Origin of the sequence: uncultured Endozoicomonas sp. (assembly GCF_947495845.1) — a bacterium.
Taxonomy (GTDB): domain Bacteria; phylum Pseudomonadota; class Gammaproteobacteria; order Pseudomonadales; family Endozoicomonadaceae; genus Endozoicomonas.
Window position 1 is genome coordinate 216,668 of record NZ_CANMAO010000001.1, and the last position, 17,352, is coordinate 234,019.

Genomic DNA, 17,352 nt, shown 5'->3' on the forward strand with positions numbered 1-17,352 from the left:
AAGCCCTTTATTTATATCGGAATTATTAACGACTGAAATCACATATCCTGCTATAGCCAACTTCGAACAATAATCAGGGGCACCACCTAACTCGCTTTTGACGCGGGCCATAGCCAGTTGAACAGAGGTGGGGACTTTTTCCGGATCCGGTTTTGTAACTTTATGGTTTCTGTAAGCAAGGACTGTTTTCACTGAGCTTGATCGTGAAGACGATTCCCAATAGCTGGAACAAGTCTCTGAGCCAAGGCTGCAGGTTTGATGTAGTAACTGATCCATGAAGCGCTGAAAAGCCTTTATATAAATCAGTTCAGCTTAGCTATTGGCAGCAGATTGGATGGATGAAATATTTATAGATTTATCGTCAATGATTTCTCTTTCTTATACTTCCGGGTTTGCTGTCGTCGCTACATCATCCTTCAAGAGCTTTTGAGTGGCTTCTTCCAGCTTCTGCAGAATTTTTTTGCGTTCAAAAACATTGATGTCGTCAGTATCAAGGCTTAAAGAAAACCCTTTAGCATCGTATTCCAAATAGCTTTTCTGCAGGCCCATATTCCGGCGAAGATCAATGACTCTATAAACCGGAACTGGACGACTAAAGCCTTTTACCTGAATTTCATCTTTGGATTGGCACAGAACAACATCCTTTACCAGTGACCACGTTTCGTGGGAAACCAGAATTTGATCAGGCTCTGCAGAGCTTTCCAGACGGCTTGCCAGGTTTACATCCCGCCCGAGAGCGGTGTAATCCATCCGGAACTCAGCGCCAAAATTACCCACCGTACAAAAGCCGGTATTGATACCAATGCGGATCCTCAGTGGATTTTCAATCCCCTCTCCAATCCATTGTTTGCGCAGTACTTGCATATGCTTTTGCATTTCAATGGCCATGCTTACTGCAGCCAGCGCATCTTTGCGTGCACCTTTGGTTTTGGGGTCACCAAAGAAAATCATGATGCTGTCACCAACAAACTTATCGATGGTGCCACCATACTTCATGGCAATACGTGACATGTCGTTCAGATAGGTATTCAGAAGGCCGGTCAGGGCTTCCGGTTCTAACTCTTCAGCAAGATCCGTAAAGCCTTTGATATCCGAAAAGAAAACAGTCAGTTTTTTTCGCTGACTTTCCAGCTTTACATTGCGCTTGCCGGCAAAAATAGATTCCCACACTTGAGGGGGAAGGTATTTGGAAAGGTTACTGGCGAGTTTGCTGTAACGCTGTCGTTGTTGCTGGGCATTCATCTGAATTTCTTGGTATTTTTTTTCTTTATCCCGCATGACAAAAGCCAGAAAGGCTGAAAATAGCGTAAAGACCAGCAGGCTGATAAAAACTAAATCCTGACCTTTGGTAATCTTGGTCTGAATATCAATAAACTGTTGTATAGCAAACCCAAGACCGGCAGCAGGCACTAATAGAAGAAATCCTTTTGCTCCTTGCAGATATAGGGCTCTGGAGATCATCAGTGCGGCAATCAACATGCTGCTGACCAGCGGGAAGTTCATAAAGGTGATCACAGCCGCTGTGTTCAGGCTGTCGAGCAGGAACAGGGTAAGGCGTCTTCTATTCTCAACAACAGCTTTGTTTTCACTCTGAATAAAATTGTTGACCAGTTTATTAGAAGCCCAGGGGAAAATAGAAAAGTAGCCAACAAGGCTCAGAAATGTCCAGGAAAGCAGTTCGTTGGCGAGAAAGTAGACAACTACAGACGCAGCAATCCAGTAGGCAAGTACTCGTGGTTGAATAGGCGCCGTTGTGCTTAAGGATGCTGCAGGGGTGTAGTTTTTGGCTTGCATGATTCTCAGGTTTTATGACTGTCCGATGGATTCAGTAATTTAGTTATTCTAACATGGAATATCATAGGAATCTTCAGGGACTCATGCTCTTTCATGAATGAAAATTCATAAGTGACCCTGAAATAGTGCCGATTGATACAATACTAACCCATGCATAACCCCTGCAATCTAACGACAGTTGCTGTTTTTATATTCAAGGACTAATTGTTCAATTAACTGCTCACAGCTGACAATGTTTTTAATGCCTGAAACACCATGACCAGCAGACCACACATCCTGCCAGGCCTTAGAGCTGTCGGAACCAGAGGGTGTGAGTTTTTTCCCGAAATCAATATGGCCTTGATCGAGCAGTGCCTTCATATCATAACCAGAATTGAGTAGGCTCTGCTTCATAAAATTAGAAGGAACGCCTGTGACTGCAGGAGTATGCACAACATCGTCGGCAGTGGATTCCAGAATCATTGTTTTGTGGCCTTCCGGTGCCCGACTTTCTAATGTGTTGATAAAACGAGTACCCACATAGGCAAGATCTGCACCCATCACTTGCGCAGCATGAATCTGATGGCCTCGATTGATACAGCCCCCAAGTAGTAACGTTTTAGTCCAGAAACCGCGGATCTCTTCAATTAATGCAAAAGGGTTGATGGCGCCCGCATGGCCACCGGCTCCTGCACTGACGGCGATAATACCATCCACATTGGCGTCGGCTGCTTTTCTGGCATGACGAATATTAATGGCATCATGAAATACGACACCGCCATACTGATGCACTTGGTCCGTCACACTGCGCATAGCACCCAAGGCGGTAATGATCAGTGGCACTTTATATTTTATACAAAGTGCCAGATCCGCTTCCATTCGTGGGTTGGATGGATGTGTGATCAGATTAACGCCAAAAGGTGCTGCCTTCTTACCGGTTTCCTGTTCAAACGTTGTCAGAGCTTCCGTAATCTGAATCAGCCACTGTTCAAAGCCTTCACTGGTTCGCTGGTTAAGAGCCGGGAACGTACCGACGACACCTTTCTTACAACCAGCAATGACCATTTCAGGGCCAGACACCAGAAACATAGGTGCCATCACCACAGGAATTGATAATCTGTCTTGCCACTGTTCGGGTAATATTGATTGGATCATTTCAGCTTTCCTTATTCTTCTACTTCGATCAGTAACTGTCGACCTTTGACCTGATCACCGGGGCTCGCGAGAATCTGGCGGATTTTGCCATCCACGCCGGCTTTCAATGGGTGTTCCATTTTCATGGCTTCGATAATGGCAACCACTTCGCCCTGTTTCACGGTTTGGCCTTCACTGAACAGCACGTCAATCACCACACCGTCCATGGATGCCAGCACCTTATTGGAACCTGCTTTTTCATCCTGGCTGGTTTGAAAAGTAAGATCATGAAAATGAAGGTTACCCTTTGCGCATGCTAACCAAAGGCTGTAGCAGAATCCGTTGGCTTTTGATTTGTGAAAGGTGATGGTTTTTCGCACATTATTGAGTTGATAACACAGCTGATTGTCGTCAGTGCTAATCACATGAAAAATGGATACTGTGTCATCCAGCTGCAGGCAGAACTGGTGACTGTCCATCTGCTGAATCCGACAGATCTTTTTGACATCCCCACAGCCCAAAGACAGTTGCCGCTCTCCTATCATGCTGGTTTGTAATCGGCTATTGTCGTTTTCAATGCCATGACTTAGCAGCAGAGCAGCCAGCATCCATTCATTGTCGGATACTTCTTGCACAGACAGGCTTGGGTTAGCCGTAAACTCTGTTTCAATGAAATCTGTTGTGGTTTGACCCTGAATAAAAGTATCGCTGTGCAGAAGTTCACTAAGGAAGCTGCGGTTATCTCGAAGGCCGAGCAGGTGGGAATCCTGAACTAACCGAACCAGACGACGGCGCGCTTGTTCCCGGTTTTCTCCCCAGGTAATAAACTTTGCCAGCATAGAGTCATAGAAAGCGTTAACGGTATTGCCTTCCTGAATGCCTGAATCCACCCGTACGCCGGGATAAGCTTCACCCGTTTGATCATCATGGGAAGCTGGGTGCCAAAGCGCAATTTCTCCCGTTTGCGGCATAAAGTTATTGGCGGGATCTTCGGCATAAAGACGGACTTCAATGGCATGGCCGTTAATGGTCAGCTGATCCTGAGTGCGTGGCAGTGGCTCACCAGCAGCGACTCTGAGCTGCCATTCAACAAGGTCATATCCGGTAATCAGTTCGGTGACCGGATGTTCTACCTGTAGTCGTGTATTCATCTCCAGGAAATAGAATTCATTATGCTGATCCAGCAAAAATTCAACGGTTCCAGCGCCTTGATAATTGCAAGCTCTTGCCGCAGCGATGGCGGCTTTTCCCATGCTGTCACGCAGCTCTGGTGTCATGACCGGAGAAGGTGCTTCTTCAATGACTTTCTGGTGACGGCGCTGCATGCTGCAATCCCGCTCACCGAGATGTACGACATTGTTATGATTATCAGCGAAGATCTGAATCTCAATATGTCGGCAGGCGCGTAATGCTTTCTCAAGAATCAGCTCATCAGAGCCAAAGGCATTGAGAGCTTCTGAACGCGCTGATTTAATCGCGCCGGCAAGGTCCGAGGCAGCTTCAACAATACGCATTCCCCGGCCACCACCGCCAGCAGACGCTTTCACCATAAGAGGAAAGCCAATGTCATTTGCCGCGTCTATCAGAACAGAGTCACTCTGGTCTTTTCCTTCGTAACCGGGAATGCAGGGCACGCCGGCTGTAATCATTGCTTCTTTGGCTGCGCGCTTGCTGCCCATCAATTCAATGGCCGACGTATTTGGGCCAATAAAGATGATGCCTTCCAGTTGGCAGGCTTCTGCGAATGCACTGTTTTCAGACAGGAAGCCGTAGCCCGGATGAATAGCATTCGCTTCCGTCATTCTGGCCGCTTTCAGAATGTTATCGATATTCAGGTAACTGTCGCTGGCAGCACCAGCGCCGAGGCAAACCGCTTCATCCGCTAATGACACATGAGGGCTTTGGCTGTCAGGTTCGGAGTAAACTGCCACTGTCCTGTAGCCCAATGCTTTTGCCGTCGTGATAATTCGTTTGGCAATTTCACCACGGTTTGCCACTAATACTTTGTCAAACATGGTCTTTTCCTATTGCCAGTTGGGCTTTCTTTTCTGGGCAAATGCCATGGCACCTTCACGACCTTCGCCTTGAATGCTATTGGCAAAATCGACGGCGGCCTGATCCAGAATAGAGGGCAGGTCATTATTTATGGACATTTGATGCAGGAGTTTTTTAGTGGTTACGGTAGCAACCGGTGCGCAGTTCAGAGCAAGATTAACCGCCGACGTCAGTTGTTGTTCAAGTGCTTCCTGATCATCAGCAATTTGGTGAATAATGCCGAGCCGTAAGGCTTCTTCTGATTGGATTCTCACGCCAAGAAGGGCAAGCCTTCGTGCTGAAGTAAGGCCTATGCGTTGCACGACAAAAGGCGCTATTTGCGCGGGGATGATTCCGAGTGATGTTTCTGGCATGGCAAAGCGCGCGGAATGATCGGCAATAGCAACGTCAGAAATGCAGGCAAGACCAAAGCCACCACCGAGCACTGCGCCCTGTAAGAGAGTAATCACTACGCAGGGAAGTTGATCCGCCTGTTCAATCATCAAGCCAAAAGAGCGATTGAAATTTGCTAACTCAATTTTGTCATTGGCAATAGACTGCATTTCACGAATATCACCACCGGCACAGAAGTTGCCATCGGCTCCATGAATAACCAGCGCTCTGGTGGGGTGATGTTCAATAGAGCTCATGACTTGAGACAGTTCTTTTACCATCTGCAGATTCATGGCATTCGCCAATTCCGGGCGATTCAGAGTCACGGTTGTCACGCCTGACGCTTGTTCAACGAGCAATGTCTTATAATCACTGAAGGTCGTCATGGCGCTTACCTTTGGGTGGATGTCATGTATTTGCCAATAATCCCCAGCATGATTTCATCGGCACCGCCTCCAATGGAGCCAAGGCGATTGTCTCGATAGAAGCGACTGACAATGTTGTCCCACATAAAGCCCATACCGCCCCAGTATTGAAGACAAGCGTCGCTCACTTCTCTGGACAAGCGACCGGATTTTAATTTGGCCATGGAAGCCAGTTTTGTAACATCCTCGCCTTGACTGTAACGCTCGCAGGCTTGATAGGTGAGTGCCCGAAGTGATTCCACTTCGGTTTGCAGTTCAGCCAGACGGAATAAAACAGATTGGTTTGCAATTAACGGCTTACCGAATGCGTTTCGCTCTCGGGTGTAGGTCATGGTTTCATTGATGCAGATTTCCATGCCCTTGATCGACATGGCCGCCACATAAAGCCGCTCTTCCTGAAATTGCTGCATCTGCATGACAAAGCCTGCACCTTCATGACCAATCAGGTTCTTTTGAGGTACGCGAACATTGTCGAAAAAAATCTGGGCTGTGTCAGAACTGCGCATTCCCAGTTTGTTCAGTTTTTCTGAGAACGAAACGCCTGGGGTGTTGGTAGGTACCACGATAAGCGATTTATTTTTATGGGCCGGCTCGTCAGAAGAGTTCACCAAGAGGCAGATAAAGTCTGCCTGTGTCGCATTGGTGATCCACATTTTGGTGCCATTGATTACGTAATCATCGCCGTCTTTAACGGCGTTTGTTTTTATGTTGGCTACATCACTGCCAGCGCCGGGTTCACTGACGCCGATACAGCCCACCATATCACCGGCAATGGCAGGTGCCAGATAAGTCTTCCGGAGATAGTCGCTACCAAAACGAGCCAGCGCTGGTGTTGCCATATTGGTTTGCACGCCAATGGCCATGGGAATACCGCCACAGCGAATGGCACCAAATTCTTCGGCGGCGAGCATTTCGTAGGTGTAATCCAGTCCCATGCCACCAAATTCTTCAGGCTTGCTTATTCCTAAAAGACCAAGGTCTCCCATCTTTTTGAAGACTTCTTTGGCTGGAAAAATGCCGGAGGCTTCCCACTCATCTACGTAAGGGTTGATGTCTTTTTCGACAAAATTGGCGATGGTGCGCTTGAGTTCAAGGTGTTCCTGAGTGAGTAGCATGGTTAGTCCTTCATTCTTATAGTTGGTTTTAAAAATCTGGCTCCCATGCTGTGCGTGGGAGTCTTATGTATGCATTCCCAAGCACAGCGAGGGTGTCGCAAAACCACGTAGGTCGGTAATTCTGCAAGAATTGCCGACATCTCGCCGCGCTGTAGAGGCTGATTGTCGGCAACCCTGAGTGTTACCGACCTACGAGATCTGTTTTTAAACACCTTTTGCGGCAGTCTCACAGCGTGGGAACGAGACGCCTAAAATAGGTTCGTTAGAAACGAGCGACGCCAAATGTATTCTTTTGCAAATTCCGGTGTTCAGCTTGCCAGCAGATGTCCAGAAAATTAATCAACAGCTCACGGGTATCCCGGGGGTCGATCAATCCATCATCCCAAAGGCGCGCAGTGCCAAAGACTGCGGTGGATCCGGCATTCAGTTTTGCTGCTGTTGCTACTTCAAGTTGTTCCATTTGGGTGGCGTCTGGTTCCTGTCCCATCTTGCGAAGTTTTTCTTCACTGACAATCCGGAGTACTTTGCCCGCCTGTTCACCGCCCATAACGGCCGTTTTGGCATTAGGCCAGGAGAAGATAAATCGTGGGTCTAGGCCTCGGCCACACATGGCATAGTTACCTGCGCCATAGGAGCCGCCAATTAAAATGGACAGTTTGGGAACAGTGGCATTAGCAACGGCCTGAATCATTTTTGAACCATGTTTAATGATTCCGCTTTGCTCTGCCTCTGTGCCGACCATAAAACCAGTGGTGTTGTGTAAAAAGAGCAGGGCACGATTGCTCTGTTGGCAGAGTTGAATAAACTGCGCGGCTTTGTTGGCGCCCTTGGCAGTTATTGGGCCATTGTTGCCTATAATGCCGATTCGATGGCCATCTATCGCTGCAAATCCGCAGACGGTTTGCAGATCAAAATCGCCTTTGAAGTCGCTGAAGGCGGAATCATCCACCAGTCGGGCAATGACTTCGCGAACATCGTAGGGCTTTTTGCTTTCACAAGGGATGATGCCCAGCAGTTCTTCAATGTCGTAGCGGGGAGGTTTGGCAACCGCTTTTTCCGGTAATGTCAGTTGCTCATTCCAACCCAGACTTTCAACCACTTCCCGGGCAATGGCGATGCCTTCGTGATCGTTGTGAGCTTGATAGTCAGCAGTTCCCGCTTCGTAAGTATGCAGATCGCTGCCACCCAGTTCTTCATCGGTAGCGATTTCACCGGTTGCCGCTTTCAACAAGGGAGGGCCTGCCAGAAACATTTTGGCCTGATTTTTTACGGCAATTACATAATCCGAAAGCCCGGGTTGATAAGCACCACCGGCCGTTGCACTGCCATGTACGACAGTGATTTGAGGTATACCATCTGCAGAGAGTCGAGCCTGATTGGCAAAAGCACGAGCGCCGGGAACAAACACGTCGGTGGCGTACATCAGGTTAGCGCCGCCACTTTCTGCCAGAGTGATCAGTGGTAATTTATTGTCTCTGGCTACTTCCTGAAGGCGGAGTGTTTTATCAAGGCCAGCAGGCGAAATGGTGCCGCCTTTAATAGCGCTGTTATTTACCTGCAACATGCATCGGACACCGGCCACATAACCGATTCCGGCAATAATACCGCCACCGGCAGAAGAGCCATCTTTATCATCGTGCATTTTATAACCGGCTAATGAACTCAGTTCAATAAAACCTGAGCCGGGGTCTAACAACAGTGCCAGTCGCTCACGGGGTAAAAGCTTACCCTTTTTATGGAATTTCTCACGAGCACTGTCTGCTTTATCAAAAACAGCCTTTTCCAGAGTGCGATACTGTTCAATGGCTGCCTGCATGGATGCACGATTATCGTTAAACTCTGATCCATAGACGTCTATCTGAGATTCGATGACTCTCATTGGACTTCTCCCGTCACCTGTTCGTATAGCTTTTTATTGATGGGGATTGGCATGGATAGCAGTTGTTGAGCAACGGCTTTGCCCTGGGCATCAATTCTCAGGCTGGCCATACCACCGCCACCGAGGCAGTGGGTGATCAGAATATTGATGCTTTCCATGTTGGGAAGTTGGTATCTGGTGACTTCACTCTTATTGCTTAGCATATGGCTGAAGTAGGCGGCAATGTTCTCTGGTGTCAGAGCGGCCTCCATATAAGGTAGAAAAAGCGTGTTTCTGGCGATCACACCAATATTGCAGTGGTCACCTTTATCGCCGCTGCGGGCCAGAGCCAGTTTGATCAAAGGAAGTGTTATTGTAGATGTGTCGTCCAGCTTTTCAGGGAGTGTTTTTTCAATCCACTGTGCTGGTGATGACTGAACAGATTCGCCGGTATGGATGGAGACACTTTGTGGTTTGTCATCGTCATTGATCAGGGTGAATGTGGGTGCGATGGCTGTTTTATCCAGCAAAAATGAAAACAGGCAAATTCGCGGGCTGGCTTTCGGTCGGCCTCCCACAAGGCCTGTAATTCCGGGCGCCATGGCCGTTGCCGCCTGGGCAATTTCCAAACCAAATAAACCCAGTGCCTTTCTGTCACTGTGGGAAACAGCAAGTTTTACCACCACTTCGCGGGTAGACAGTGCGGTGGTATTTGCACCGTAAGTAGCTTCACTACCGAGCACTTCTATGGCCGTATCGCTGAAGTCACTGAATCCACGAGCTGACAGCAAATCGCGCACCCGTTTAAGAATGGACTCCGCCACCACCTGACCTTTTTCCGCCGCATCAATACCGCCGATCATAAAGCTGGCGATAGAGCGATAACCATCAATATAGGTAGCGCTGACTTTGTATTTGTCAGACGCTGGTCGTCCGGTGGCGCCGGTTACCAGAACTCGATTGTTGTCGATTTGTTGTAGTGAGGTCTGGCTGAAATCGCAGGTCACATCGGGCAATAAATACGCCTGTGGGTTGCCGATTTCGTAAAGAATCTGTTCGCTGACGGTATGGCAACTGACCAGTCCGCCGGTCTCCGGGGGTTTGGTCACGACAAAGCTGCCATCTTCATGACACTCAATGATGGGAAAGCCCATATTGGCGTAGCCGTCTTTGACCAGATGCCAATCGGTAAAGTTGCCACCTGTCGTTTGAGTGCCACATTCAATGACATGACCGGCCAGAGAACCTTGTGCCAGTTTGTCGTAATCCTGCCATGACCAGCCAAATTCATGCACCAGCGGGGCGAGCACCACGGCGCTGTCGACGACTCGACCAGTGATAACAATGTCGGCTCCGGCATCAAGCGCTTCGGCAATGGCGGGTGCGCCCAAATAGGCATTAACACTGGCCAGCCGTTCCGGGAAAGGTTCACCGCTGAACATATCAACGACATTGGTCTTATAGTCACCGGAATTGATAATTTGTGATAGGTCATCTCCTTCCACAACGGCAACGGTCAGCTCTAAGTCGGATTCCTTGATGATATGAGCAAGGGCTTCAGCACAGCCTCTGGCATTGATGCCACCGGCATTGCTGCAGACTTTAATGCCCTGGGATTTAATATCGTTGAGTAATGGTTTCAGGGTAGCGATGAAGTCGGGCGCAAAACCTGCATCGGGGTTTTTCATTTTGGCGCCGGCCATGATGGACATGGTCATCTCGGCCAGATAATCAAAAACCAGGTAATCCAGCTGCCCCCCATGAACGAGCTGGTGGGCTGCGGCGCCGGTGTCTCCCCAAAAGGCGGAAGCACAGCCGATTCGGACGGTTTTTTCTTTGGAAAATTCTGCAGACATGGTGAAGCCTGATCATTATAAATTGTTATAACGCGTAGGCTACCAAGCACATGATTGGTTGGGAATACCTTGAGGCAAAAAAACCAAGCGTTTGCTTTGTTGTGCTTCTCAGGCATACTCATTTCAAGAACAGAATAATTAATCAGGTATCATTCAAGCGTTATATGTCGTTTATTTTATTGAGCTCCCAGGACATTGAGCAGTTGACTCAACAACTCATCGCGCAGGGTACGATTGTTGATCCGCAAAGTGCCAAAGGGCGTTTACTCAAACAGGCCGCTCAGCTTTTCAAAACCCAAGGGTTTCAGCGGACGACGGTGCGGGATATCGCCAGAGAAGTCGGTATTCAGTCCGGCAGCCTTTTTCATCATTATCCCAGCAAACAAGCTATTCTTCGCAGCGTGGTGGAAGAAACCATTCAGCTCAATCTTGAAATCATGAAGCAGTCGCTTGTCTTAAATGACGGTGTAAGAGAACAGCTGCTTGCTTTAATTGTGTGCGAGTTGCAATCGGTGTTGGTGGACACAGGTTCTGAGATGGTGGTTCTGGTTTATGAGTGGCGGGGTTTAAACGAAGAAAATCAGGCAGAGATTCTCTCGCTTAGAGACACCTACGAGCAGTTATGGTTGGATATACTGGGTCAAGCTTATGAGCAACAGATGACGTCTGTTGAACCTGTCGTACTCCGACGATTATTAACGGGCGCCATCAGCTGGACGATTAATTGGTACAAGCCCGATGGAGGTCTTTCACTGATTGAGTTAGCTGAAATCGTGTTGTCTATGGCGTTAAATAAAACGCAGGCTTGAAAAAGAATAGTCGAGAAAAGAATAATGGATGGAATAGAGCTTTTATTGAATCGAAGATCGTCTCCCGTTTTAGAAAGCCCCGGGCCAACCCCTGAACAGTTGGAAGTTATGTTTCAGGCGGCATTGCGAGCACCGGATCATGCTCGACTTCGGCCTTGGCGTTTCCTGACCGTGAGTGGAGAAGCCCGGGAAGCATTGGGTGAATTACTGGCTAAGGCGGCTAGGTTCGATCAGCAGGATCTTTCAGAAGACGCCCTTAGTCGTTTTCGCGGCATGCCCTTAAGAGCACCCACATTGGTGTTGGCGATTTGCCCGGTCAAAGAGCACCCCAAAGTACCGGAGATTGAACAGAAAATGTCACTAGCTGCGGCTGTGCAGTCATTACTGCTGGCGGCTTATGCTCAGGGCGTAGGTGCAGTCTGGCGGACAGGTGATTTGTGCTATCACCCGGTGGTGGCAGAGGGTTTAGGGCTTGCGGAGAATGAAGCATTAATGGGCTTTATTTATCTGGGCACACCATCAGGCAGCCAGAAAAAGCTGCCGGTGATGGAGGTTTCCGATTTTGTCAGTGAATGGTCGGGTAATTAAGGAGCTGGTACTGAATAACTTCACTGGTCAGAGAAGTGTTTACCGTTTACCGTATTCCGTATTCCGTATTCCGTATTCCGTTGTCCGTAAAAGCACAAGCAGCAAGGCTTTTACGGACAACGGACAACGGACAACGGACAACGGACAACGGACAACGGATAACGGATAACGGTTCTGGTTAAAGGTGGAAGTTATTTTGTGACAGTTCCTAAGGGTAGGTCCTAAACCATTTGATGAGGGATGATAAAATCTTCCAGATCGTCATCCCCAATATCATTTTCCGACAGCGCCCAGCCTTTTACCGAAATGCCTGCGGTGTGAATGGATTTTCCAGAGCCTGAAATCAGTGGATGCCAGTCGTATAAAGGCTTGTTCTCACTAATCAGCCGATAGGCGCAGGTATCCGGCAGCCAGTGAAAGTGTCGGATATCTTTAATCGTCAGCACAGTACAATCCGGCACAATCTGTTTGCGATTTGGGTAATCAGTACACTGGCAGCTTTTGGTATCCAGCAACTTGCAGGCAACGGATGTGTAATACACGTCACCGGTGTCTTCGTCTTCCAATTTGTGTAGACAGCATTTTCCGCAGCGGTCGCACAGGCTTTCCCATTCCTCCGCCGACATCTCTTCCAGAGATTTGGTCTGCCAGAAGGGGGAGCTATTAAGTGAGTTGTTCATACCGGGTCATTAAACGACAGAAATTCATCGGGAAGTTTGATCAGGTAATCATCCTGCTCCGTTTCTGCGGGCGGCATTTGCAGATAAAAACCACTGTCTTCAATGGATTGCAGAACGGTTGCCGTTGCAACCCGTGCCAGCTTTTTTTCTGGCGTCAGTAACATATCAAATACGTGTGCTGGTTTGCCAAAGACTTGAATCAGCGCTTCCGGCAGATCTTTATCCAGTACCGTACCCTTTCTGACATAAAGGTACATCTCATCCCGTTTCGGGCTTTTGTAGATGGAAACCAGAGACTTCATTCAATGATCCGATTCGCTTAATTGATGTAGACGCTTGATCAGCGGGGTGCCGATGATATCACGTCGCCAGCCGGTGAGGGTATCGGGTAGGGCAAAGTGTCCGGTATTCAGCCAGTTTCTCAGAATTGGCGTGGTTAATTTGCCCGGTATCAGCAGCTCAAGGGGTAAATCCAGCTCGTCGGCCAGCTGCGTTAATATAGTCTTGATACGTTTGCCCCAGTCTCTGGCGGCTTTTGGTAGCGGAGGCGGTAGTTTGCCAGGGCGCTCGTGATCAGGTATTTGACTGCCGGCTTTGATAACGGCCACCATCTGCTCGCCCTGTTGACGAACAATATTGGAACGCATATCCGGTATTCGGTGCAGTTCTCCGACAGTTTTTGGCTGGTATTTTGCCAGAGGCCAAAGGCTGCCTTTGGGGATGACCCGGTTTCTTGGTACATCCAACGCCCGTGATTCTGTTTCACGAAATGTACACAGCGCTTTCAGTACACCAAGCTGTTGTGGGTTAAGCTGCCAGGCTTTTTTCACATCCTGCCAGGCATTGTCCGGATCATTGGGTAGCACGTTCAACGTTATCGCAAGACATTCGTCTTCCAGCCATGCTTTTTTAGAGCTGGCGGGTAATTTCTGATCCAATGTCTTATACACATCCAGAAGATGGGCAACATCGAGACTGGCATAGTTGATTTGAGCGTCGGTCAAAGGGCGCTGACGCCAGTCGGAGCGGGTTTCATCCTTGGGTACATCAATGTTTAACAATTGATTGAGCAGTTTTTGATAGCCAAGAGAGAAGCCAAGATTGGCAAAGGCTGCGGCCAGTTGGGTATCAAACAGTGGTCGTGGAACGGTGCCGGTGAGCAGTTTGAACACTTCGAGATCTTCACTGCAGGCGTGCAACACTTTGATGACACTGTTGTTATCAAACAACATCGCTAACGGTTGCCACTGGTCAATGGTCAGTGGGTCAATCAGGAAAATTTCTGTGCCAGTCCCAACCTGTATTAAGCCAGGCAGCGGGTAGAAGGTGTCGGTGCGGATAAACTCTGTATCCAGAGCGATGGCGTCCAGCTCGGACCACTGCTGGCAGTGGTCTTCCAGTGTTTGATTATTGTTTATCCAGATTGGCGAGGGTAAGCGATTTTTTATCATCAGATGTTAGATCAGAAAATCTCATTATACCCAAAGGCCTTGCTGTTACCATAGGATGTCGAAAACAGGCAGAGAACGTTGCTACATTTTGGGGGCTACAGAGTGCCTATAATTCAAAGCCTGTCCAAGAAGGATTTTTGTCAGGGTCCTGTTGCGTTAAGTATGCAGCAAGTTTTCTATACTTGTTAAGAACAGCGTCGACGTTTTCATCTGCTTCTGGGCTATTCATTAATTCATTTATCAGGTCATTGAACGTACTCAGATGCCCAGCTATATCAATCTTCAGTTTACAGCTATAAGCGGATAATGCTTGATAGCATTGTTTTAATGGTTTTTTCATATTTTTGATACGTGTGTGATCATATCTTTCAAAGTATGAGGAGTGTATTTTCAAATGGGATTGGATGATATCTACAGCTTGCTGAATCCATTGCGTTGAACATAAGTGTAAAGAGACACTTTCTTCAACGATGAAACCTAATCCCACTTTATTTGAATAATGTTCAAATAATTTTTTTATCGGTGTGTTAAAGTCAAGAAAATAATTATTTACCTCCTTCTTGCTGGAAAGCTTTAATATGATGTTTGTAAGGTAGATGAAATCTTTATTTTTTATCAATTCTACTGGTTTAGATGTTGAAACTGTATCTAGTTTTTTAAGGATCTGTTGAGTGCAGTGCTGGGCGCATGCCTTTACGGCCTCGTCTGCATAGCCTGGGCGGCAATCGATCAATTGTCTCAACAGTTTTGAAACAAGATCTAATCTCAAGTACTTATCATTTAATGTATTTTCTGTGTATGTTTTCGAAAAATGGAATAAATGGTTTTTATTTTTTGCCGGCCAAGCGAGAATGAGTCTGTTATCATTATCCAATTCTTTTTTATTGTGATCTGTCATGACAATGTCACTTACATTGCCTCTGTCTGTAAAGCCACTACTGCTGTTATCTATAGAGATGAGTATGTACTGTTCAGAATCGGGAAGCTTCATGTCACTCAGTATTTCCGCTATTCCTTTTTTAGAATTTGAATATCCATAGCTAATGATACCGACATCTGTGTTAGATGCTGAAATTTTGTATGCGAGAGATTTATTGGCACACTGCTTTTCAGGTTCAAAATTGTCTTCTCCCGAGAAAGAGCTTATTAATTTATTGGAGGGGGTTGATAAAATAAGATTAGCATTGGTTGGATTATAAAGGTAGGTAGCGCGATCTTTAAGTTTGAAAATGATATTTGCCCACGGGTCTAATACAAGGTTTTCAGGGTCGTCTATATCAGGAGTGTTGCAAACGATAACAAACTGATGGTCACCAGCCTTATCATGATTTAAGTGCACAAGAAATATGTGTTTTTCAGGGTGGGATTTTTTAATGCTGACATAGAGTTTATGCGCCATAACACTACAGTTGCCATATATACCATAGCCATCGACATTATGCAGTTTGTTGGAATAAAAATAATATGAGAGGGTCTCCATCTTTGCGGATACAAATTTTCCTTCAGTGGTGTCGTGGGCATAAAGTTTTGGTCTGTACTCCGGGTTTCTGGCAACCCGTTTTTGATGATCCAGTGAAGAATTGAGTGTTTGTGTCAAATTTTTCTGATACACCAGAAAGGCTTTGTCATAAGCTGCCAGGTTACTGTGCTCAGTAATCTCTGATTGCACCTGTTTCATCAGTTGCAGATACTCAATCACGTCCGATTGGCGCTTCAGAGAGTCACTAAAAGGTTGTAGCGCTTGTGGCGCAATGGTTTGCAAGTGGGTTGAAATGCTGGTTAGCTGTGCTTGAATATCCGGGTTGATGGTTTTTGCAGAGCCTGCCAGCGCTGATAGGTGTTTCGCTACTTTCGATATCTCTTGAGAAAGTCGTAGTTCTGGCGGGATTTCAGTCGCATGCCGATTACGGATTGATTGCCCATCAAAAGTGTTGGATGCATCATCCACCATCATGGGCGTTATGTTATTTTCAGTTTTTTCCGGAGGGTTGCTCGTACCCCGTTGTTTAAATTGAGTATTTAGCAAAATGCGTATTCTGTCCATTTGAGTTTCTCCTGCAATCATTATTTGATTTATTTTTTACACAGCCATGTAACCGTTACTTGGATTTGTGCGTGGTTTGGGGTGCAATAGCCGCAGCTGTCATTACTATCTCGGATATAAAAAAGCGATTTTAGTTCCATTAAGTTAGATATAACTATACATTCTTCCCATTAAAGCGATTTAGAGTGGAGTGCTGATTGTTAATACGTTGAGATTATTACAAAAAAAGACCGGCGAAAGCCGGTCTGAAGGGGGAATAGGTTGAGAGTGTTAACCGTGGTTACGCAATGCCTCGATACGCTGATCCAACGGCGGATGACTGGTAAACAGCGCTGCCAGTCCACTCTTGCCGCCACTGCGAATGCCGAAAGCACTCATGGTTGCTGGCATGGCTGAAGGGGCTTCGTATTCGGAGCGAAGTCTTTCCAGGGCGGCAATCATATCGCCACGGCTGGCCAGTTCGGCACCGGCTTCATCGGCACGGAATTCCCGTAGACGGGAGAACCACATAACAATGGCGCTGGCCAGAAAGCCAAGAATGATTTCGGCAATAAACGTTGCAATGTAGAAGCCAATACCCACACCGCCTTCACCTTCATCATCCCGGCGCAGGAACGAGTCAACGGCATAACCCACAATGCGGGCAAAGAACATCACAAAGGTATTCACGACACCTTGAATAAGCGTCAATGTCACCATATCGCCGTTGGCAACGTGACCAATCTCATGACCAATCACTGCCCGGGCTTCGCTGGGGCTAAAGCGATCTAATAGTCCTTGGCTGACCGCAACCAGTGCTGAGTTTTTGTTCCAGCCCGTCGCAAACGCATTGGATTCCGGAGAGTTGAAAATACCCACTTCCGGCATGCCGATACCGGCTTTGTCCGACAGCTCTTTTACCGTATCCAGCAACCAGCGTTCTTGAGCAGTTCGTGGCTGGTCAATAATCTGGGTGCCAGTGCTCATCTTTGCCATGGTTTTGGAAAGTAGCAGGGACACAAAAGAGCCGGCAAAGCCAAATACCGCACAGAACACCAGCAGAGAGCTCAGGTTCAGCCCCTCACTGGTCAGGTAGCTGCCAACGCCGAGAATATTCAGTGTGACACTGGCCAGCAGAATAACTGCCATGTTGGTGGCCAGAAACAAGAGAATCCTCTTCATTCTTTAGGGTGACCTCATCGTCATCATTATC

At 47.4% G+C, this 17,352-nt stretch carries 15 protein-coding genes; 3 read left to right on the forward strand and 12 right to left on the reverse strand.

Annotated elements, in window-relative coordinates; genetic code table 11:
- Positions 1–378 precede the first annotated feature (378 nt).
- The 7 genes from Q1B11_RS00915 to Q1B11_RS00945 form a co-directional block, all read right to left on the reverse strand.
- Positions 379–1,794 carry an adenylate/guanylate cyclase domain-containing protein gene (locus tag Q1B11_RS00915; protein WP_299725946.1) on the reverse strand — a complete coding sequence of 472 codons (1,416 nt, stop codon included), beginning with the start codon at positions 1,792–1,794 and terminating at the stop codon, positions 379–381.
- A 168-nt stretch (positions 1,795–1,962) separates the two neighbouring features.
- Positions 1,963–2,928, reverse strand: a complete 966-nt coding sequence (locus Q1B11_RS00920) for a nitronate monooxygenase (RefSeq protein WP_299725949.1) — start codon at positions 2,926–2,928, stop codon at positions 1,963–1,965.
- Between the two features lie 11 nt (positions 2,929–2,939).
- Entirely contained in the window at positions 2,940–4,922 is a 1,983-nt protein-coding gene (locus tag Q1B11_RS00925; RefSeq protein ID WP_299725952.1) for an acetyl-CoA carboxylase biotin carboxylase subunit, read from the reverse strand.
- Between the two features lie 9 nt (positions 4,923–4,931).
- Positions 4,932–5,720, reverse strand: a complete 789-nt coding sequence (locus Q1B11_RS00930; RefSeq protein WP_299725956.1) for an enoyl-CoA hydratase/isomerase family protein — start codon at positions 5,718–5,720, stop codon at positions 4,932–4,934.
- 5 nt (positions 5,721–5,725) lie between these two features.
- The gene (locus tag Q1B11_RS00935) at positions 5,726–6,874 is read right to left on the reverse strand and encodes an acyl-CoA dehydrogenase family protein (protein ID WP_299725959.1); all 1,149 of its coding nucleotides are present in this window, start codon (positions 6,872–6,874) and stop codon (positions 5,726–5,728) included.
- Positions 6,875–7,136: 262 nt separating this feature from the next.
- Positions 7,137–8,753 (reverse strand): acyl-CoA carboxylase subunit beta, encoded by a 1,617-nt coding sequence (locus tag Q1B11_RS00940; RefSeq protein ID WP_299725962.1) that lies wholly within the window; start codon positions 8,751–8,753, stop codon positions 7,137–7,139.
- Positions 8,750–10,588: an acyclic terpene utilization AtuA family protein gene (locus Q1B11_RS00945; protein ID WP_299725965.1), complete on the reverse strand. Its 1,839-nt coding sequence runs from the start codon at positions 10,586–10,588 to the stop codon at positions 8,750–8,752. Before Q1B11_RS00945 ends, Q1B11_RS00940 begins: the two co-directional genes overlap by 4 nt.
- Before the next feature lie 164 nt (positions 10,589–10,752).
- Between Q1B11_RS00945 and Q1B11_RS00950 the strand changes: the two genes are divergently transcribed.
- Genes Q1B11_RS00950 through Q1B11_RS00960 form a run of 3 tightly spaced genes read left to right on the forward strand, consistent with a single transcriptional unit; the run spans position 10,753 to position 12,167 of the window.
- Entirely contained in the window at positions 10,753–11,397 is a 645-nt protein-coding gene (locus Q1B11_RS00950) for a TetR/AcrR family transcriptional regulator (protein WP_299725967.1), read from the forward strand.
- A gap of 24 nt (positions 11,398–11,421) precedes the next feature.
- Positions 11,422–11,985, forward strand: a complete 564-nt coding sequence (locus Q1B11_RS00955) for a nitroreductase (protein ID WP_299725969.1) — start codon at positions 11,422–11,424, stop codon at positions 11,983–11,985.
- 35 nt (positions 11,986–12,020) lie between these two features.
- Positions 12,021–12,167: a hypothetical protein gene (locus Q1B11_RS00960; RefSeq protein WP_299725971.1), complete on the forward strand. Its 147-nt coding sequence runs from the start codon at positions 12,021–12,023 to the stop codon at positions 12,165–12,167.
- A 39-nt stretch (positions 12,168–12,206) separates the two neighbouring features.
- On the opposite strand, the gene Q1B11_RS00965 is transcribed toward Q1B11_RS00960, so the two are convergent.
- The 5 genes from Q1B11_RS00965 to htpX all read right to left on the reverse strand — a co-directional run bounded on the left by Q1B11_RS00965 (position 12,207) and on the right by htpX (position 17,321).
- Positions 12,207–12,665 carry a YcgN family cysteine cluster protein gene (locus tag Q1B11_RS00965; RefSeq protein ID WP_299725973.1) on the reverse strand — a complete coding sequence of 153 codons (459 nt, stop codon included), beginning with the start codon at positions 12,663–12,665 and terminating at the stop codon, positions 12,207–12,209.
- Positions 12,662–12,967, reverse strand: coding sequence for a YcgL domain-containing protein (locus Q1B11_RS00970; protein ID WP_299725975.1), 306 nt, complete (start codon positions 12,965–12,967; stop codon positions 12,662–12,664). Before Q1B11_RS00970 ends, Q1B11_RS00965 begins: the two co-directional genes overlap by 4 nt.
- The gene (rnd, locus tag Q1B11_RS00975; protein WP_299725978.1) at positions 12,968–14,116 is read right to left on the reverse strand and encodes a ribonuclease D; all 1,149 of its coding nucleotides are present in this window, start codon (positions 14,114–14,116) and stop codon (positions 12,968–12,970) included.
- 106 nt (positions 14,117–14,222) lie between these two features.
- Positions 14,223–16,160 (reverse strand): hypothetical protein, encoded by a 1,938-nt coding sequence (locus tag Q1B11_RS00980; RefSeq protein ID WP_299725981.1) that lies wholly within the window; start codon positions 16,158–16,160, stop codon positions 14,223–14,225.
- A gap of 270 nt (positions 16,161–16,430) precedes the next feature.
- On the reverse strand, positions 16,431–17,321 hold the full coding sequence (gene htpX, locus Q1B11_RS00985; protein WP_299725984.1) for a protease HtpX: 891 nt from the start codon (positions 17,319–17,321) through the stop codon (positions 16,431–16,433).
- Positions 17,322–17,352: the final 31 nt, after the last annotated feature.